Source organism: Actinomadura parmotrematis, from assembly GCF_019458805.1.
GTDB classification, from domain to species: Bacteria; Actinomycetota; Actinomycetes; order Streptosporangiales; family Streptosporangiaceae; genus Spirillospora; species Spirillospora parmotrematis.
Map to the genome: position 1 here is coordinate 406,333 of NZ_JAIBOA010000001.1, position 17,281 is coordinate 423,613.

Annotated in this window: 14 protein-coding genes; 12 read left to right on the forward strand and 2 right to left on the reverse strand. The window is 74.1% G+C overall.

Features of this window, described 5'->3' with window-relative positions:
* Positions 1-63 precede the first annotated feature (63 nt).
* From K1Y72_RS01860 to K1Y72_RS01875, 4 genes are read left to right on the forward strand one after another with little or no spacing between them, the layout of a single operon-like run.
* A complete protein-coding gene (locus K1Y72_RS01860; protein WP_308286837.1) occupies positions 64-1,029 on the forward strand; it encodes a branched-chain amino acid ABC transporter permease in 966 nt (321 codons plus the stop codon).
* Positions 1,026-2,336 carry a branched-chain amino acid ABC transporter permease gene (locus tag K1Y72_RS01865; protein ID WP_220162536.1) on the forward strand — a complete coding sequence of 437 codons (1,311 nt, stop codon included), beginning with the start codon at positions 1,026-1,028 and terminating at the stop codon, positions 2,334-2,336. Before K1Y72_RS01860 ends, K1Y72_RS01865 begins: the two co-directional genes overlap by 4 nt.
* Positions 2,333-3,154, forward strand: coding sequence for an ABC transporter ATP-binding protein (locus K1Y72_RS01870; RefSeq protein ID WP_220162538.1), 822 nt, complete (start codon positions 2,333-2,335; stop codon positions 3,152-3,154). The genes K1Y72_RS01865 and K1Y72_RS01870 overlap by 4 nt, the downstream gene beginning before the upstream one ends.
* A complete protein-coding gene (locus tag K1Y72_RS01875) occupies positions 3,144-3,971 on the forward strand; it encodes an ABC transporter ATP-binding protein (RefSeq protein WP_220162540.1) in 828 nt (275 codons plus the stop codon). The genes K1Y72_RS01870 and K1Y72_RS01875 overlap by 11 nt, the downstream gene beginning before the upstream one ends.
* A gap of 76 nt (positions 3,972-4,047) precedes the next feature.
* Here the strand turns inward: K1Y72_RS01875 and K1Y72_RS01880 are convergent, their stop codons facing one another.
* Both K1Y72_RS01880 and K1Y72_RS01885 read right to left on the reverse strand, forming a co-directional pair.
* Complete coding sequence (locus tag K1Y72_RS01880) at positions 4,048-4,599, reverse strand: DUF4352 domain-containing protein (protein ID WP_220162542.1); 552 nt, start codon at positions 4,597-4,599, stop codon at positions 4,048-4,050.
* Positions 4,600-4,964: 365 nt separating this feature from the next.
* Positions 4,965-5,387 carry a PaaI family thioesterase gene (locus tag K1Y72_RS01885; protein ID WP_220162544.1) on the reverse strand — a complete coding sequence of 141 codons (423 nt, stop codon included), beginning with the start codon at positions 5,385-5,387 and terminating at the stop codon, positions 4,965-4,967.
* Between the two features lie 44 nt (positions 5,388-5,431).
* Here K1Y72_RS01885 and polA point away from each other — a divergent pair, with 44 nt between their 5' ends.
* The 8 genes from polA to K1Y72_RS01925 all read left to right on the forward strand — a co-directional run bounded on the left by polA (position 5,432) and on the right by K1Y72_RS01925 (position 17,259).
* A complete protein-coding gene (gene polA, locus K1Y72_RS01890) occupies positions 5,432-8,125 on the forward strand; it encodes a DNA polymerase I (protein WP_220162546.1) in 2,694 nt (897 codons plus the stop codon).
* Between the two features lie 456 nt (positions 8,126-8,581).
* Positions 8,582-9,730 (forward strand): polysaccharide deacetylase family protein, encoded by a 1,149-nt coding sequence (locus K1Y72_RS01895; RefSeq protein WP_220162548.1) that lies wholly within the window; start codon positions 8,582-8,584, stop codon positions 9,728-9,730.
* 239 nt (positions 9,731-9,969) lie between these two features.
* Entirely contained in the window at positions 9,970-11,454 is a 1,485-nt protein-coding gene (rpsA, locus tag K1Y72_RS01900) for a 30S ribosomal protein S1 (RefSeq protein WP_220162550.1), read from the forward strand.
* 208 nt (positions 11,455-11,662) lie between these two features.
* Positions 11,663-13,615, forward strand: a complete 1,953-nt coding sequence (locus K1Y72_RS01905; RefSeq protein ID WP_220162552.1) for an endonuclease/exonuclease/phosphatase family protein — start codon at positions 11,663-11,665, stop codon at positions 13,613-13,615.
* Between the two features lie 37 nt (positions 13,616-13,652).
* Complete coding sequence (locus K1Y72_RS01910) at positions 13,653-14,147, forward strand: GNAT family N-acetyltransferase (RefSeq protein WP_220162554.1); 495 nt, start codon at positions 13,653-13,655, stop codon at positions 14,145-14,147.
* 13 nt (positions 14,148-14,160) lie between these two features.
* Entirely contained in the window at positions 14,161-14,766 is a 606-nt protein-coding gene (gene coaE, locus K1Y72_RS01915; RefSeq protein ID WP_220162556.1) for a dephospho-CoA kinase, read from the forward strand.
* A gap of 46 nt (positions 14,767-14,812) precedes the next feature.
* Positions 14,813-16,051, forward strand: coding sequence for an ArsB/NhaD family transporter (locus K1Y72_RS01920; protein WP_220162558.1), 1,239 nt, complete (start codon positions 14,813-14,815; stop codon positions 16,049-16,051).
* 53 nt (positions 16,052-16,104) lie between these two features.
* Complete coding sequence (locus K1Y72_RS01925; RefSeq protein WP_220162560.1) at positions 16,105-17,259, forward strand: sensor histidine kinase; 1,155 nt, start codon at positions 16,105-16,107, stop codon at positions 17,257-17,259.
* The last annotated feature ends 22 nt before the right edge of the window (positions 17,260-17,281 follow it).

Sequence of the window (17,281 nt, forward strand, 5' to 3'; positions counted from 1 at the left end):
GTTCAGGCGCAGGGGCGGGAGCGCTACAGCGCTCCCGCCCCTTCGACGAAGGCGACCCACAACGTGCACAACTTTATCGATCAATTCTGGCCGTCCACGGTGGACGGCCTGGCGCTGGGTTCGATCTACGCGCTGGTCGCGCTCGGCTACACGATGGTCTACGGCGTGCTCCGGCTGATCAACTTCGCGCACTCCGAGATCTTCATGATCGGGACCATGGTGGTCATCGGGGTGCTGAACCTGTTCGACGTGACGTCGCTGTACGGCGGTTTCACCCTCATCGCGATCGTGATCGGGCTGGCGGTGGTGGCGGGGGTCGCCTCGGGCGGCAGCGCGGTGCTGCTGGAGCTGGTGGCCTACCGTCCGCTGCGGCGGCGGGGGGCGTCGCGGCTGGCGGCGCTGATCTCGGCGATCGGCGCGTCGCTGTTCCTGCAGCAGCTGTTCGCCCGCGTGGTCATTCCGCAGGCGTTCGACCTGCCGAAGGAGAAGGGCGCCCTGCCGGTGCAGGGGCACTTCGTGCAGCGCAACCATGTGATCTCCATCGGGGACTTCGTGGTGAGCAACGACAAGCTGATCATCTTCGTCGGGGCGATCCTGATGATGGTGGTGCTGGACCAGTTCGTGAACCGCACCCGGCTCGGCCGCGGGATCCGGGCGACCGCCCAGGATCCGCAGACGGCGGTGCTGATGGGGGTGAACATCGACCGGATCGTGACGGCGACGTTCGCGATCGGCGGTGCGATGGCGGGCGTCGCGGCGGCGCTGTACATGCTGCGGTTCGAGGAGGCCAAGTACGACGTGGGCTTCCTGCTCGGCATCAAGGCGTTCACGGCGGCGGTGCTCGGCGGTATCGGCAACCTGCGCGGGGCCCTGGTCGGCGGCCTGGTCCTCGGGCTGGTCGAGATGTGGGGTTCGGCGCTCTTCGGTACGGAGTGGCAGCACGTGATCGCGTTCTCGATCCTGATCCTCGTCCTGATGTTCCGTCCCACCGGCATCCTTGGTGAATCCCTCCAGCAGGCGCGCGCATGAGCACTGACCAGACGCAAGTGAAGAGCGCCGCCGGCGGCGGCGCGTGGGCCGGGGTGGTGGAGCGTGCGCGGCGCCGCTCGGCCAACGTCGTGCCGGGCCTCCGCGAGCTGCTGTTCGCGCTGCTGCTCGTGACCGAGTCGGCCGGGGTGGTGACGGACGCCTTCCACGACTGGTGGGTGCGCCAGCCGGGCTGGTCGCGGTGGACGGTGTACGTCCTGCTGATCATCGGCGCGATCCTGCTGCCGGCGGAGGGCGTCGCCTCGATCATGTCGCCCGACACCGACTGGACGACGCTGCTGTTCTTCCCGGTGGGCGGGTACATCCTGCTGGCGATCGGGCTGAACGTGGTGGTCGGGCAGGCGGGCCTGCTGGACCTCGGGTACGTGGCGTTCTTCGCCATCGGCGGTTACACGATGGCGGTGTTCGGCACCAAGTACGGCTGGAGCTTCTGGGAGATCCTGCTCGTCGGGATCGTGCTGTCGGCGCTGTCGGGCATCGTGCTCGGCGCTCCGACGCTGCGGCTGCGCGGCGACTACCTGGCGATCGTGACGCTCGGCTTCGGCGAGATCGTCCGGATCACCGCGAACAACACCGACTACATCGGCGGGCCGAACGGGATCAGCGGCATCCCGCACCCGCCGCAGCTGACCGCGTGGGCGTTCCCCGAGTCGTTCCCGTTCGGGCTCGGCGGGGTGCAGCCGTTCGTGTACGGGTCGCTGGACGCGCACTCGTACTACTACCTGATGCTGCTGCTCATCATCGTGACGATCATCTTCGCGAAGCGGCTGGAGCGCAGCCGGGTGGGCCGGGCGTGGGCGTCGATCCGCGAGGACGAGGACGCGGCCGAGCTGATGGGCGTGCCGACGTTCAAGTTCAAGCTGGCGGCGTTCGCGATCGGCGCGGCGATCGGCGGGGCGACGGGCGTGGTGTACGGCACCCAGGCGGTGTCGATCATCCCGACGAACTTCCCGTTCATCCTGTCGGCGACGATCCTGGCCGCGGTGGTCATGGGCGGTTCGGGCAACATCCCGGGCGTCATGGTCGGCGCGTTCCTGGTGGCGTGGATCCCCGAGCGGGTGCGGTTCCTCGGCGAGTACCGGGTGCTGGTGTTCGGCGCGGTGCTGGTGCTGCTGATGATCTTCCGGCCGGAGGGCATCCTGCCGTCGCGGCAGCGCAAGGCGGAGTTCGCCGAGGGCTCGGGCGGCATGGGCAGCATGGGCGCCGAGGTCGCGACGGCCACCGTGGTGGAGGACACCGCGGAGCTGGACGACGCGGCCCCGGCCGGCGGGACGGAGGCGGCGCGATGAGCGAGACGACGGTGAGCGGGGCGGCCGTGGACGGCGGCGCCGGCGCGCCGCTGCTGGAGCTGCGCGAGCTGACCATGCGGTTCGGCGGCGTGGTGGCGGTGAACAGCGTGGACCTGACGGTCCGGACCGGCGAGATCTTCGCGCTGATCGGGCCGAACGGGGCGGGCAAGACGACCGTCTTCAACGTCACGACCGGGGTGTACCGGCCGACCGAGGGCGAGGTGCTGTTCGCCGGCCGGCGGCTGGACGGGCAGAAGCGCTTCAAGGTGACCAAGCTCGGCGTGGCCCGCACGTTCCAGAACATCCGGCTGTTCCACAACATGTCGGTGCTGGAGAACGTGATGGTGGGCGCGGACGCGCACCACCGGACGGGCCTCGCGGGCGCCTCGCTGGGGCTGCCCTGGCACCGCCGCGAGGAGCGGGAGGGCCGGGAGAAGGCCGCCGAGCTGCTGGACTTCGTGGGGGTGGGGCGGCGGCGCATGCACGAGGCCGCCAAGAACCTGCCCTACGGCGACCAGCGGCGGCTGGAGATCGCCCGCGCGCTCGCGACCGATCCGAAGCTGCTGCTGCTGGACGAGCCGGCCGCCGGGATGAACCCGGTGGAGAAGGAGGCGCTCCAGGAGCTCATCCGCAAGATCCGCGACAGCGGGCGGACGGTGCTGCTGATCGAGCACGACATGAGCCTGGTGATGGGGATCAGCGACCGGATCGCGGTGCTGGACTTCGGCCAGAAGATCGCCGACGGGCTGCCCGCCGAGATCCAGGACGACCCGCGGGTCATCGAGGCGTATCTGGGGGCGGCCGACGATGCTTCTTGAAGTCAACGACATCCATGTCCACTACGGGAAGATCGCCGCGCTGCACGGGGTGTCCGTGCAGGTGGACGAGGGCGAGATCGTCACGCTGATCGGCGCCAACGGCGCGGGCAAGACGACGACGCTGAAGACGATCTCGGGGCTGCGGCCGCTGTCGCACGGGTCCATCGTGTTCGAGGGCCGCGACATCAGCCGGGTGCCGGGCCACAAGCGGGTGCTGATGGGCATCGGCCAGTCGCCGGAGGGCCGCGGGATCTTCCCGGGCATGACGGTGACCGAGAACCTGCTGATGGGCGCCTACGCCCGCAAGGGCGACATGGGCCGGGAGCTGGACGAGGTGTTCGGCCTCTTCCCGCGCCTCGCCGAGCGCCGCACGCAGGCGGGCGGCACCATGTCGGGCGGCGAGCAGCAGATGCTCGCGATCGGCCGGGCGCTGATGACCAACCCGCGGGTGCTGCTGCTGGACGAGCCGTCGATGGGCCTGGCGCCCAAGCTCATCCAGCAGATCTTCGACATCATCAAGGTGATCAACGAGCGGGGCACCACGGTGCTGCTGGTCGAGCAGAACGCCCGGCAGGCGCTGCAGGTGGCGCACCGCGCGTACGTCATCGAGACCGGCCGGATCGTGAAGGCCGCGCCCGCGGCCGAGCTGCTGGACGACCCGGCGGTGCGCGCCGCCTACCTCGGGCACGGCGGCGACAACGCCGTCGGCGCGGCGGGCGGCGCCGCGGCGGCGCCGGCGAAGGCGCCGGCGGTCGAGGCCGGGGACGAGGTGACCGCCATCCCCGCCGACTCCGAGGAGCGGCGCGAGGACGGCTGACGTCCGTCGAGGAGGCCGGCGGCCCCGGACCCCGCGCGGGGTCCGGGGCCGCCGCCGTCGGCGGGGGAGGGCGGGGTCAGCCGGTGAGGGGCAGGTCGGCGGTCCCGGTCCGGCCGGCCTTCAGCTGCTCCGACAGCCGCGAGGAGGAGGCGTCGCCGAGGACGCGCAGCGCCTTCACCTTCGCGTCGGCGGGCGCGTCGAACCACAGGTCGAACGCGCGGACCTCGTCGCGGGCGAGGGTGACCGGCGGGATCGGGGCGCGGGTGGTGTTCATCGCGTCGAAGCTCGGGGCGACGACGGCGCCGGCGGTGGTGACGAGGCGCTGCTTGTAGGGGTCGACGTCGTGGCGGTCGCGGCCGGTGTTGACGATCTGGAGGCGGACGCGGACGTAGCGCCCCTTGGCCATGACGTCGGCGTGCGACCCGGCCACCGCGATGACGCCGGTGGTGAGGGCGAGCGCGGTGTAGGTGAGCTCGCCGATCCGCACGTTCTTGCCGGGCAGGGCGCGCTCGTGCTCGCGCACCGTCTGGCGGGGCTCGGGGTAGGCGGCGGGCCCGCCGGACCCGCAGCCGGTGGCGCAGGCGAGCGCGAGGAGGGCGAGGACGGTCGCCGGGAGGGTCAGCCGCATGAGCCGAAAGTAGGACGGGGCGGGCGGCTTGGGAATCGGCGCGGCGCGCTCGCAATCCAACCGTAACCGGCGAACGGGATTGGCCGGTGGCGGCCGCGGGCGCCGCGCGGGCGCCGGGGCGCCGTCCCGGGGCGGCTCGCGCCCCGGGACAGCGCGAGGCCCGGGTGCACCTTTGGGGCCGCGCGGCGCCGCGAGGCGTTCGCACGTTGTCTACTCGGTGGACCCGGGCCGTTGCGATCTACGCTACCGAGCCGGAGGCCGATACCGCAAAGGATCTGGCACCACGATCTCGGCGGGCCCGGCGGATCGGCGGCCGCGCCCGCCCGCGGGCGCGCGCCCGCGGCGCGCCCGCCCCGCCCGGCCGGTCAGGCGCCCGGCGCGTCGCGCAGCATGCAGGTGAGGCGCGCGGTGCAGACCCGCCGGTCCTGGCCGTCGGTGATGACGATCTCGTAGGTGGCGAGGGTGCGGCCCCCGTGCACCCGCGTGGCGACGCCGGTGACGAACCCCTCGGTCGCCGACCGGTGGTGGGTCGCGTTGATCTCCACGCCGACCGCGATGCGGCCCTCCCCGGCGTGCAGCGCCGACCCGACCGACCCGAGCGACTCGGCCAGCACGCAGGAGGCGCCCCCGTGCAGCAGCCCGTACGGCTGGGTGTTGCCCTTCACCGGCATCCGGCCGACGACCCGCTCCGGCGACGCCTCCAGGTACTCGATCCCCATCGCGGTGCCCAGGTCACCGAGCGCCTCGCCGTCGGTCAGATCGGCGAGCAGCCGCTGCTCCCGGTTCATTCAGCCTCCCTGAAACTGTCGTAGGCGCAGACTAGGCTCACGGTGTGGCGACGAAAGCACCGACCCCTGACAAGCCCCGGCTCCTGCTCCTGGACGGGTACTCCCTGGCCTACCGGGCGTTCTTCGCGCTCCCGGTGGAGAACTTCAACACCTCCGACGGCCAGCCCACCAACGCGGTGTTCGGGTTCACCTCCATGCTGATCAACGTGCTGCGCGACGAGCAGCCGACGCACGTGGCGGTGGCGTTCGACCGGTCCGAGCCGACGTTCCGGCATCAGGCCTACGACGAGTACAAGGCCGGCCGCGCCAAGACCCCCGACGAGTTCCGCAGCCAGGTCAGCCTCATCCACGAGGTGCTGGACGCGCTGCGCATCCCGCACCTGTCGGTCGCCGGGTTCGAGGCCGACGACGTCATCGCCACCCTGTCGGTGCAGGCCACCGCCGCCGGCATGGACACCCTCATCGTCACCGGCGACCGCGACGCCTTCCAGCTCGTCGACGACCGCGTCACCGTCCTCTACCCGATCCGCGGCGTGTCCGAGCTCGCCCGCATGGACCCCGCCGCCGTCGAGGCCAAGTACGGCGTCCCGCCCGCGCGCTACCGCGAGCTCGCCGCCCTGGTCGGCGAGAGCAGCGACAACCTGCCCGGCGTCCCCGGCGTCGGCCCGAAGACCGCCGCCAAGTGGCTCGCCAAGTACGACGGCCTCGACGGCCTCGTCGCGCACGTCGACGAGATCAAGGGCAAGGCCGGCGACAGCCTGCGCGAGCACCTGGCCGGCGTGCTGCGCAACCAGCAGCTCAACAAGCTGGACTGCGACGTCGACCTGGAGGCCGCCGCGCCCGACCTCGTCATGGGCCAGTGGGACCGCGACGAGATCCACACCCTGTTCGACGCCCTGCAGTTCCGGGTGCTGCGCGAGCGCCTGTACGCCTCCGTCAGCGCCGCCGAGCCCGAGGCCGAGGAGGGCTTCGACGTCGACCTGCACGAGCTGGAGCCCGGCGCGCTCGGCGCCTGGCTGGAGGCCAACGCCGGCGGCGCCGCCCGCACCGGCGTCGCCGTCACCGGCACCTGGGGCCGCGGCACCGGCGAGATCACCGGCCTCGCGCTCGCCGCCACCGCCGGGCCCGCGGTGTTCCTGGACCCGGCCGAGCTCATCGCGGGCGACGAGAACGCCCTCGCCGCCTGGCTCGCCGACGAGACCCGCCCGAAGGCCCTGCACGACGCCAAGGGCCCGATCCTGGCGCTCGCCGCCCGCGGCCTCACCCTGCGCGGCCTGGCCACCGACACCGCCCTCGCCGCCTACCTGGCGCTGCCCGGCCAGCGCACCTTCGACCTCGGCGACCTCGCCCTGCGCTACCTGCACCGCGAGCTGCGCGACGAGTCCGCGGGCTCCGGGCAGCTCACCCTCGACGGCTCCGGCGAGGAGGAGGCCGCCCGCGACCTCGCGGTGCGCGCCCGCGCCGTCGCCGAGCTCGCCGGCGTCCTGGACGCCGACCTCGACAAGCGCGGCGCGACCCGCCTCCTGCACGATGTCGAGCTGCCCCTCGTGCACGTCCTCGCCGGCATGGAGCGCGCCGGCATCGCCGTCGACGCGGGCCACCTCGCCGGCCTGTCGGCCTCCCTCGGCGGCCAGGTCAAGGAGGTCGAGCAGCAGGCCCACGACGCCGTCGGCCGCGAGTTCAACCTCGGCTCGCCCAAGCAGGTCCAGCAGGTGCTGTTCGACGAGCTCAACCTGCCGAAGACCAAGCGCACCAAGACCGGCTACACCACCGACTCCGAGGCCCTCACCACCCTGCTCGCCAAGGACGGCCACCCCGTCCTGGAGCACATCCTGCGCTGGCGCGAGGTCGCCAAGCTGAAGTCGATCGTCGACTCGCTCATCCCGATGGCCGACGACGCCGGCCGCATCCACACCACCTTCAACCAGATGATCGCCGCGACCGGGCGGCTGTCGTCCACCGACCCCAACCTGCAGAACATCCCGATCCGCACCGCCGAGGGCCGCCAGATCCGCGAGGCGTTCGTCGTCGGCGACGGCTACGCCGAGCTGCTCACCGCCGACTACAGCCAGATCGAACTGCGGATCATGGCGCACCTGTCGGGCGACGAGGCGCTGCTGGAGGCGTTCTCCTCCGGCGCCGACTTCCACACCATCACCGCCTCGCGCGTCTTCGACCTGCCGCCCGACCAGGTCGACCCCGAGCTGCGCGCCCGCATCAAGGCGATGAACTACGGCCTGGCCTACGGCCTGTCGGCCTACGGGCTGTCCCAGCAGCTGCGGATCACCCCCGACGAGGCGCGCGGCCTCATGGAGGAGTACTTCGAGCAGTTCGGCGGCGTCCGCGACTACCTGGGCAAGGTCGTCGAGGAGGCCCGGCAGACCGGCTACACCGAGACCATCCTCGGCCGCCGCCGCTACCTGCCCGACCTCAACTCCGACAACCGCCAGCGCCGCGAGATGGCCGAGCGGATGGCGCTGAACGCCCCCATCCAGGGCTCGGCCGCCGACATCGTCAAGGTCGCCAGCCTCAACGTCGACCGCGCCCTGCGCGAGGGCGGCCTGTCCTCGCGGATGCTGCTGCAGGTCCACGACGAGCTCGTCCTCGAAGTCGCCGACGGCGAGCACGAGCGCCTCGCCGAACTGCTCCGCACCGAGATGGGCGGCGCCTACGACCTGCGCGCCCCCCTGGAGGTCTCCATGGGCACCGGCCGCACCTGGCAGGACGCCGCCCACTGACGCCCCGCCGCGAACCGCCGCGAACCGCCGCGCCCCGCCCGCGGGGCGCGGCGGGACGCCGGCGCGGATCGCGGCGCGCGAAGTCCTCGGCGATCTCCTCGAACGTGCCCCACCACACCCCGTCGTGCCCGCCGAAGTGGCCGATCAGCCGGACCGGTCGCGCCACTGCCGCTCCAGGCCGCGCGCCCGCGCGGCGTCGAGCGGGCGGCGATGGCGCCGCCGGTACCGAGCAGGATCAGCCGCCGCACGCCCGGCCCCCTTCCGCTTCCGGGGCGTGCGCGGGGAACGCCTTGGCGGAACCGGCCTGCCCGCCGCGACCTGCGGTGATCCGCAGGCGGGGGAGCGCGCCGGTCATCTTCTTCCCACCGTCGGGACAAAAACCGTTGTATGTCCGTCATGAGATGATCTGCGGCGTACGCTGTCCGGTGGCCGTGCACCAGATCCGACGGGAGCCCCGTGCCTGTCCTGCACAAGATCGCTGTCATCGCCGTGCTCTGCGCCGTCGCCCTCGGCGTCCTGCTGCCGGGCGCGCACCGCCCGGACCGGGGCGTGCGCGCCGCGCGGGCCGCCGAGAGCGCCGCCCGGGCCGAGGGCCGCCCCGCGACGGTGCCGCAGGCCGCCCCCGCGAGCACCCCGCCGAGCAGCGCCCCGCCCGCCCCGCCGACCGTCTCGCCCAGCGGGACGCCCGGCGCGAGCGCGACACCGGTCCCCGCCGCCGCGCCCGCCGCCGCCGCGGCCGGGGCCGACGAGCTCGGCGAGGTCCCCGTGCTCATGTACCACCGGATCCTGCCGAAGGCCGAGCTGTCGCTCGACCGCTCCACCGCCGAGCTGCGCAAGGAGCTGGAGCGCCTCGCCCGCGAGGGCTACGTCCCGATCACCGCCGCCGAGTTCGCCGCCGGCCGCATCGACGTCCCGGCCGGCCGCCACCCCGTCGTGCTCACCTTCGACGACAGCACCCCCGGCCACTTCGGCCTGGACGCCCGGGGCAACGTCCTGCCCGACACCGCCGTCGGCATCATCGAGGACGTCGCCCGCCGCCACCCCGGCTTCCGGCCGACCGCCACCTTCTACCTCAACGACGACCTGTTCGGCCTCGGGCCGCGCGCCGCCGAGGGCCTGAAGTGGCTGACCGCCCACGGCTTCGAGATCGCCAACCACACCGTCCACCACCCCGACCTGTCCACCCTCGGCGAGGACGGGGTGCGCAAGGAGATCGCGGACATGGAGGACCGGATCGTCGCGCTGACCGGGCAGCACACCGCGACCTTCGCCTACCCCTTCGGCGCCGTCCCGCGCAAGCGCGCCTGGGCGCAGCGCGAGGACGGCCGCTACTCCTTCCAGGGCGTCTTCCTGGCCGGCTGGAAGCCCTCGGAGTCGCCCTTCGACGAGCGCTTCGACCGCTGGGCGATCACCCGCGTCCGGTCCGAGGGCAAGATCAAGGAGAACGACTGCCGGACCATGTGCTCCACCGCCTACCTCGACGAGCTGGCGAAGCACCCCGGGGAGCGCTACACCTCCGACGGCGACCCGGCGACCGTCACCGTCCCGAAGAAGGAGCTCGGCCGCCTCGCGCCGGCCTACCGGGCCGCCGCCCGCACCTACTGAGCGGGCGCCCGCCCGGCCGCTCCGATTGACCCCGGGGCGCTCGTCCCATATCCTGATCGCTGCGCTGTGGGCTTGCGCGGCTTCGGACGGAGCAGGCTCGCGCTCGGTCAGGTCGTCGACTTTCGGTTCCCTGGCGCGGCCCCGCTGCCGCGCCGCTTCCTCCGGTCCTCGGCAGGGCGGACCAGGCCCTCCGCGCGCCAATGACACCTACTATGTCCGTATCCGGAGCCAGCCGACACATGACGAGCAGCACCGAGGCCACCTCGACCACCCCGCAGGTAGCGGTCAACGACATCGGGTCCGAGGAAGCCTTCCTCGCGGCGATCGATGAGACCATCAAGTACTTCAATGACGGCGACATCGTCGAAGGCACCGTCGTCAAGGTCGATCGGGACGAGGTCCTCCTCGACATCGGCTACAAGACCGAGGGCGTCATCCCCTCGCGCGAGCTGTCCATCAAGCACGACGTCGACCCCAACGAGGTCGTCGCCGTGGGCGACCACGTCGAGGCCCTGGTCCTCCAGAAGGAGGACAAGGAGGGTCGGCTGATCCTGTCCAAGAAGCGCGCCCAGTACGAGCGCGCCTGGGGCACGATCGAGAAGATCAAGGACGAGGACGGCATCGTCACCGGCACGGTCATCGAGGTCGTCAAGGGCGGTCTCATCCTCGACATCGGCCTGCGCGGCTTCCTGCCCGCCTCCCTGGTGGAGATGCGCCGCGTCCGCGACCTGCAGCCCTACGTCGGCCGCGAGCTCGAGGCCAAGATCATCGAGCTGGACAAGAACCGCAACAACGTGGTCCTGTCCCGCCGCGCCTGGCTCGAGCAGACCCAGAGCGAGGTCCGCCAGACCTTCCTCAACACCCTGCAGAAGGGCCAGGTCCGCAAGGGCGTCGTGTCCTCCATCGTCAACTTCGGCGCGTTCGTCGACCTCGGCGGCGTGGACGGCCTGGTGCACGTCTCCGAGCTGTCCTGGAAGCACATCGACCACCCCTCCGAGGTGGTCGAGGTCGGCCAGGAGGTCACCGTCGAGGTGCTGGACGTCGACATGGAGCGCGAGCGCGTCTCCCTGTCGCTGAAGGCGACCCAGGAAGACCCGTGGCAGCAGTTCGCCCGCACCCACCAGATCGGCCAGGTCGTGCCGGGCCGCGTCACCAAGCTGGTGCCGTTCGGCGCGTTCGTCCGCGTCGAGGAGGGCATCGAGGGCCTGGTGCACATCTCCGAGCTGGCCGAGCGCCACGTGGAGATCCCCGAGCAGGTCGTGCAGGTCGGCGACGAGATCTTCGTCAAGATCATCGACATCGACCTGGATCGCCGCCGCATCAGCCTGTCGCTGAAGCAGGCCAACGAGTCGGCCGCCGGCGTGGAGGAGGAGGACTTCGACCCCACGCTGTACGGCATGCCGGCCGAGTACGACGCCGAGGGCAACTACAAGTACCCCGAGGGCTTCGACTCCGAGACCGGCGAGTGGCTCGAGGGCTTCGACGAGCAGCGCGAGACGTGGGAGCGGCAGTACGCCGAGGCCCGCGGCCGCTTCGACGCCCACCGCAAGCAGATCGAGGAGGCCCGCAAGGCCGAGGCCGAGGCCGAGGCCGGCGGCGGCACCACCACCGGTGGCGCCGAGACCTCCTACTCGGGCGGCGGCGAGAGCGAGACCACCGGCGGCGCCCTGGCGACCGACGAGGCCCTCGCCGCGCTGCGGGAGAAGCTCTCCGGCGGTCAGTGACCGCCTCGCACGAGCCTGACCGCGCCCGCCGCGCGGCCGCCCCCGCGGGCGGCCGCGCGGCGGACGGCGGCTAGCTGAGCACGGCCGGAAGGCGCCCCTCGCGGGGCCGCGTTCCGGCCGTGATCCTTTTCCCGGCCGCGCGCCCACCGGGGCGCGCGCCGCACCCTCCGCCCCCCGCCCCCCAGAACGCTCCGGGAGCAGTAGTCCATTGGCCAGCACTGACGCAGGCACCACGACCGCCGGCCGCCCGGCGGCCGGACCGTCCATCGTCCCGCAGGGCCCGGCCCGGCTCGCGCTGATCGCCGTCACCGTCGCGGTGCTCGCGCAGACCCTGCGCTTCTCCCTGCCCGAGCTCGCCCACCTGCGCGACACCGCCGGGTCGGCCGCCGCCGCGGGCGCCGCCCTCGCGGTCTACCTCGCCGGCGCCCTCGCCGCGCCGCTGCGCCGCGCCGCCGGCCCCCGCGGCCTGCTCGCCGCCGGCGTCGGCGGCCTGCTCGCCGTCCGCCTGGTCGCCCAGGCCCTGTCCCCGCAGGTCTGGCTCGCCCTCGCCGGCACCGCCCTCGGCATGATCGCGATCGCCGCGCTCTACGAGGGCGCCCGCGGCCTGTCCGGCGTCGGGTTCGCCACCGCCACCGTCGCCGGCCTCGCCGCCGACACCGCGGTGCGGATGGCGTTCGGCACCTGGGACCCGGTCTGGCGGTCCGACACCGCGTCCTGGCTCGCCTGCCTGGCCTTCGTCGCGCTCGGCGCCGCCGCCCTCTACCGCGAGCTCGCCTCCGGCCCCGTCGCCGCGCCCGGCGTCTCCTGGCGCGACGCCCTCGGCGCCGCCGCGTTCGGGCCCTTCCTCGCCCTGCAGGTGCTGGTGCTGTCCAGCCCCGCCTTCGTCGCCTCCGCCGGCTGGATCTCGCTCGGCACCGCGCACGTCGTCCTCGTCGCCGGCCAAGGCCTCGCCCTGGCCTTCCTGGCGTCCGGGCTCGCCGTCCGCGCCGTCCCCGGCGGCGTCTGCGTCCTCGGCGGCACCCTGCTCGGCGTCGGCGCGGGCACGATCGCGGGGACGTTCGCGATGTCGGGCATCGAGGTCGTGCCGATCGTCATCGTCGGGCAGGTCCTCGCCGCCTGGCTCCTCGCCGTCGCGAGCCGCGCCCCGCTCCGCCGCGCCGGCGCCGGCGGCCCGGTCTGGCGCGTCGACCTCGGCGCCGCCCTCGGCGGCCTGCTCGTCGGCCTCATCCTGATCACCTACCAGATCAGCGTCGTCGACACGATCGCCCTCCCCAGCAACCTGCTGCCCGGCGCCGCCGGCCTCGCCCTCGGCGGCCTCGCCGCCATCGCCGCCGCCCGCGGCGGGCCGCTGCCCGCCCGCGCACCGCTCCGCGCCCTCACCGCGGGCGCCGCCGCGCTCGTCCTGCTCCTCGGCACCGCGCTGTTCGCCGTCGCCTCCCCGAAGGGCGAGGCCGTCGCCGCCGCCACCGCCGCCGGCGGCGAGGTCCGCGTCCTCAGCTACAACATCCACGACGCCGTCGACAGCGACGGCACCCTGGACCCCGAGGCCGTCGCCGCCACCATCGAGAGGAGCAGGCCCCAGGTCGTCCTCCTGCAGGAGGCCGGCCGCGGCTCGCTGCTGTCGGGCACCGCCGACGTCGGCGTCTGGCTGTCGCGGCGCCTCGGCATGAAGCTGCTGTGGGGACCGGCCGGCGACGGCCAGTTCGGCAACGCCATCCTCACCACGCTGCCCGTCCGCGGCTCGGGCACCGGCCGCATGCCGCGCGGCGACTGGTCGCAGATCCGCGGCTACGTGTGGGCGCAGCTCCAGGTCGGCGCCACCACCATGGACGTGTGGTCCACCCACCTGTCCACCGGCGCCGGCCACGGCACCGACCGCGCCCGCGAGGTCGAGGCGCTGCTGCGCGCCTGGGGCGGCGCCCCGCGCACCGTCATCGGCGGCGACTTCGGCGCCGAGAGCGACTCGCCCGAGCTGCAGCGGATCGCCGACGACGGCCGGCTCCGCTCGGCCGGCCTCGGCGACATCGCCCCGACCGCCGGCGGCCGCCGCGTCGACTGGGTCTACGGCACGAGCGACGTCCTGTTCTCCGACTACGATGTCGCCGAGCGCAGCCCCTCCGACCACTCGCCGGTCGCCGTCACCGTCCGCCTGGCCGGGTGACGCGGCCGGCGGCCCCGACCAGCGGAAGAGCGGTCCCATGGACGCACCCGAGACCAGGATCGAGACCGCCGGGCCCGCCGACGCCGGCGAGATCCTGACCGTGCAGCGCGCCGCCTACCTCACCGAGGCGCAGCTGTACGGCGACCCGTTCATCGCCCCGCTGGTCGAGTCGCTGGACCAGATGCGGCGCCTGCTGGAGAGCGATGCGCTGGTGCTGAAGGCGCTGCACGGCCCCCGCATCGTCGGGGCCGTGCGCGCCCAGTTCAGCGGCCGCACCTGCCTGGTCGGGCGGCTCGTCGTCGCCCCCGACGCGCGCGGCCGCGGCATCGGGTCGCGGCTCATGCGCGACCTGGAGGCGGCCGCCGCCGGCCGCGCCGACGGCTGCGCCCTGTTCACCGGGCACCTCAGCGACGGCAACCTGCGCCTCTACCGGCGGCTCGGCTACAGCGAGACCCACCGCGAGCGCGTCGCCGACCACCTCACCCTCGTCCACATGCGCAAGCCGCTGCTTCCCCAGCCCGCCGTCCCCTGAGTAGGTTGGTCCCGTGCTGAAAGTGGGACTGACCGGCGGCATCGGCTCCGGCAAGAGCGAGGTGTCGGCGCGCCTCGGCGCCCTCGGCGCCCTGGTCATCGACGCCGACAAGATCGCCCGCGAGGTGGTGGAGCCCGGCACCCCCGGCCTCGCCGCCGTCGTCGCCGAGTTCGGCGACGGCGTGCTGCTGCCCGGCGGCGGCCTGGACCGCGAGAAGGTCGGCGGCATCGTCTTCGCCGACCCCGACCGGCTGAAGGCCCTCAACGCCATCGTGCACCCCCTGGTGGGGGAGCGGATGCAGCGGCTCATGGACGCCGCGCCCGCCGACGCCATCGTCGTCGACGACGTGCCGCTGCTGGTCGAGAACCGCCTCGCCGGGTTCTACGACGTCGTCGTGGTCGTCGACGCGCCCGTGGAGGCCCAGCTGGACCGCCTCACCGCCAAGCGCGGCATGACCGCGGACGCCGCGCAGGCCCGCATCGACGCGCAGGCCACCCGCGAGGAGCGCCGCGCCGTCGCCGACCACCTCCTCGACAACTCCGGCACCCTGGACGAGCTGCGCGCCGCCGTCGACGCCGTGTGGGCTGACCTGACCGCCCGCGCCGCCGAGGCCGGCTGACCGGCCGGCGCCGCGCCCTTCCGAGAAGGCCACCGAGAACCGCTCCGTGAACCGCCCGTCACCGCGGCGCGCCCTGTCCGGGCTGCGCGCCCTCGGCCCGCTCGACCGCGTCCGCCTCGGCGTCCTCGCCCTCGGCCTGCTGCTCGTCGCCACCGGCGCCGTGCCGGCCGCCGAGGCCCGCGCCGGCCTCGGCCGCATCGCGCCGCTGCTGCTGTTCCTCGCCGCCGTCGTCGTGCTCGCCGAGCTCACCCGCCGCGCCGGGGTGTTCGACGCCGTCGCGCAGGGCCTCGCCCGCGCCGGCCGCGGCCGCTACCCGGCCCTGTTCGCGCTCTGCCTGCTGTTCGCCTCGGTCACCACCGCCTTCCTCAACCTCGACACCACCGCCGTCCTGCTCACCCCCGTCATGCTCGCGCTCGCCGCCCGCAGCGACATCGCCGCGCCGCCCCTCGCCATGACCACCGTCTGGCTCGCCAACACCGCCTCCCTGCTGCTGCCGGTCTCCAACCTCACCAACCTGCTGGCCGCGGGCCGCGTCGGCCTCGGGACGGGGGAGTTCGCCGCCCGCATGGCCGCGCCGCAGCTCGCCGCGCTGCTCGCCACCGCCGTGCTGCTCTGGGCGCTGCACTGGCGGCGCGGCGCCCGCGGCGCGGACCGCTACACCCCGCCGCCGCCCGAACCCGTCCGCGACCGCGTCCTGTTCGGCGCGGGCACCGCGGCCTGCCTGCTGTTCGCCGCGGCGATCCTCGCGGGGATCAGCACCGGCTACCGGCTCGGCGCGGCCGCCGCCTGCGCCGCCGCAGTCGTGGTGATCGCGTTCGCCGTCCGGGACCGCCCGGCCCTCACCTGGCGGCTGCTGCCCTGGCAGCTCATGGTGTTCGTGACCGGGCTGTTCCTGGTCGTCCCCGCCCTGGAACGCCTCGGCCTCGACGCGCTGACGCGGGTCCTCGCCGGCGGCGGCGAGGGCGCCGGCGAGGGCGCCGGCGGGCTGTTCCGCACCGCGTTCGCCGGCGCGGGCCTGGCTAACCTGCTGAACAACCTGCCCGCCTACGTCGCGGGGGAGCGGGCCGTCCCCGCCGGCGACACCGACGGGCTGCTCGCCCTGCTCATCGGCACCAACGCCGGCGCCGTGATCACCCCGTGGGGGTCGCTCGCGACGCTGCTCTGGTTCGAGTGGTGCCGCCGCTACGGCGTGCGCGTCCCCGTCGCGCGCTTCGCCGCGGGCGGCGCGCTGCTCGCCGTCACCGCCTGTGCCGCGGCCGTCGCGGCCCTCGCGGCGACCCGCTGATATCGCCGCGAACCCCCCGCGCCGCAGGGGGTGCCGGGCTATAGGCTGCCCGCATGGGCGCTGGGGGATGGTGGACGGCGTGGTGGCCGTCGCGCCGCTCGGCGCTGCTCGACGTCGCCCTCGCCGCCTTCTTCGCGGCCCTGGACGGACCCTTCCTCTACCTGGCCTACCAGGACTACTGGCTGCCGCGCGAGGCCGTCGCCGCCTGCGGCATGGTGACGGCGCTCACCCTCGTCGCGCGGCGCCGCCACCCCGTCGGGCTCGCGCTGTTCGCGATGGTGTTCGCCACCGCCACCGGCGGCGGCGGGTTCGCCGCCCTCGTCGTGCTGTACTCGCTCGGCGCCTACGCCGCGTCCCGGCGCGCCGCGATCGGCGTGGCGGCCACCGGGTACGTCGTCGCCCTCGTCGTGCCGGGCGCGACGGGCCACGACGACTCCTTCCTCGCCCGCGCGGTGTTCAGCCTCGCCTTCACCGCCCTGCCCGTCGTCCTCGGCCTCTACATGGGCGCCCGCAAGCAGCTCGTCGCGTCCTTGCAGGAGCGCGCGGCCCGCCTGGAGCGCGAGCAGGGGCTGCTCACCGAGCGCGCCCGCGCCGAGGAGCGCACCCGCATCGCCCGCGAGATGCACGACGTCGTCGCCAACCGCATCAGCGTCATGGTCGTGCACGCCGGCGCCCTCCGCGCCGTCGTGCGCCGCGACCCCGACCGGGCCGCCGAGACCGCCGCGGTCATCGGCGACATGGGCCGGCAGGCGCTGGAGGAGCTGCGGCAGGTCATCGGGGTGCTCCGGCAGGGCGAGGAGCGCCTCCTCGCCGCCGCCCCCACCCTCGCCGACGTGCACGCGCTGGCCGGCCAGTCCCGCAGCGCCGGCCTCAGCGTGCGGGTCGAGGTCCGCGGCGAGGAGGGCCCGATGCCGCCCGCCGTCGGCACCACCCTCTACCGCATCGTCCAGGAGGCCCTCACCAACGTGCACAAGCACGCCGGGGACGCCGACACCCGCATCGAGGTGGGGATGCTGCCCGGCGCCGTCGAGGTCGACATCACCAACGCCGCGGCCGCCGCCGGGCCCCGGCACGGCCTGCCGAGCGGCGGCAACGGCCTGGTCGGGCTCCGCGAGCGGGTCACCGCCCTCGGCGGCCGGCTGGAGGCCGGGCCCCGCGACGGCGGCGGCTACACCGTCCGCGCCCGCCTCCCGCTACCTGCCGCCTGACCTGCGGAAATATACCGGCGCC

Excerpts from the sequence above, each read along its gene's own strand:
- K1Y72_RS01875 (WP_220162540.1), top strand. The coding sequence starts at position 3,144 with ATGCTTCTTGAAGTCAACGACATCCATGTCCACTACGGGAAGATCGCC.
- K1Y72_RS01865 (WP_220162536.1), top strand. The coding sequence starts at position 1,026 with ATGAGCACTGACCAGACGCAAGTGAAGAGCGCCGCCGGCGGCGGCGCG.
- K1Y72_RS01880 (WP_220162542.1), bottom strand. The coding sequence starts at position 4,599 with ATGCGGCTGACCCTCCCGGCGACCGTCCTCGCCCTCCTCGCGCTCGCC.
- K1Y72_RS01910 (WP_220162554.1), top strand. The coding sequence starts at position 13,653 with ATGGACGCACCCGAGACCAGGATCGAGACCGCCGGGCCCGCCGACGCC.
- K1Y72_RS01925 (WP_220162560.1), top strand. The coding sequence starts at position 16,105 with ATGGGCGCTGGGGGATGGTGGACGGCGTGGTGGCCGTCGCGCCGCTCG.
- K1Y72_RS01885 (WP_220162544.1), bottom strand. The coding sequence starts at position 5,387 with ATGAACCGGGAGCAGCGGCTGCTCGCCGATCTGACCGACGGCGAGGCG.
- rpsA (WP_220162550.1), top strand. The coding sequence starts at position 9,970 with ATGACGAGCAGCACCGAGGCCACCTCGACCACCCCGCAGGTAGCGGTC.
- K1Y72_RS01870 (WP_220162538.1), top strand. The coding sequence starts at position 2,333 with ATGAGCGAGACGACGGTGAGCGGGGCGGCCGTGGACGGCGGCGCCGGC.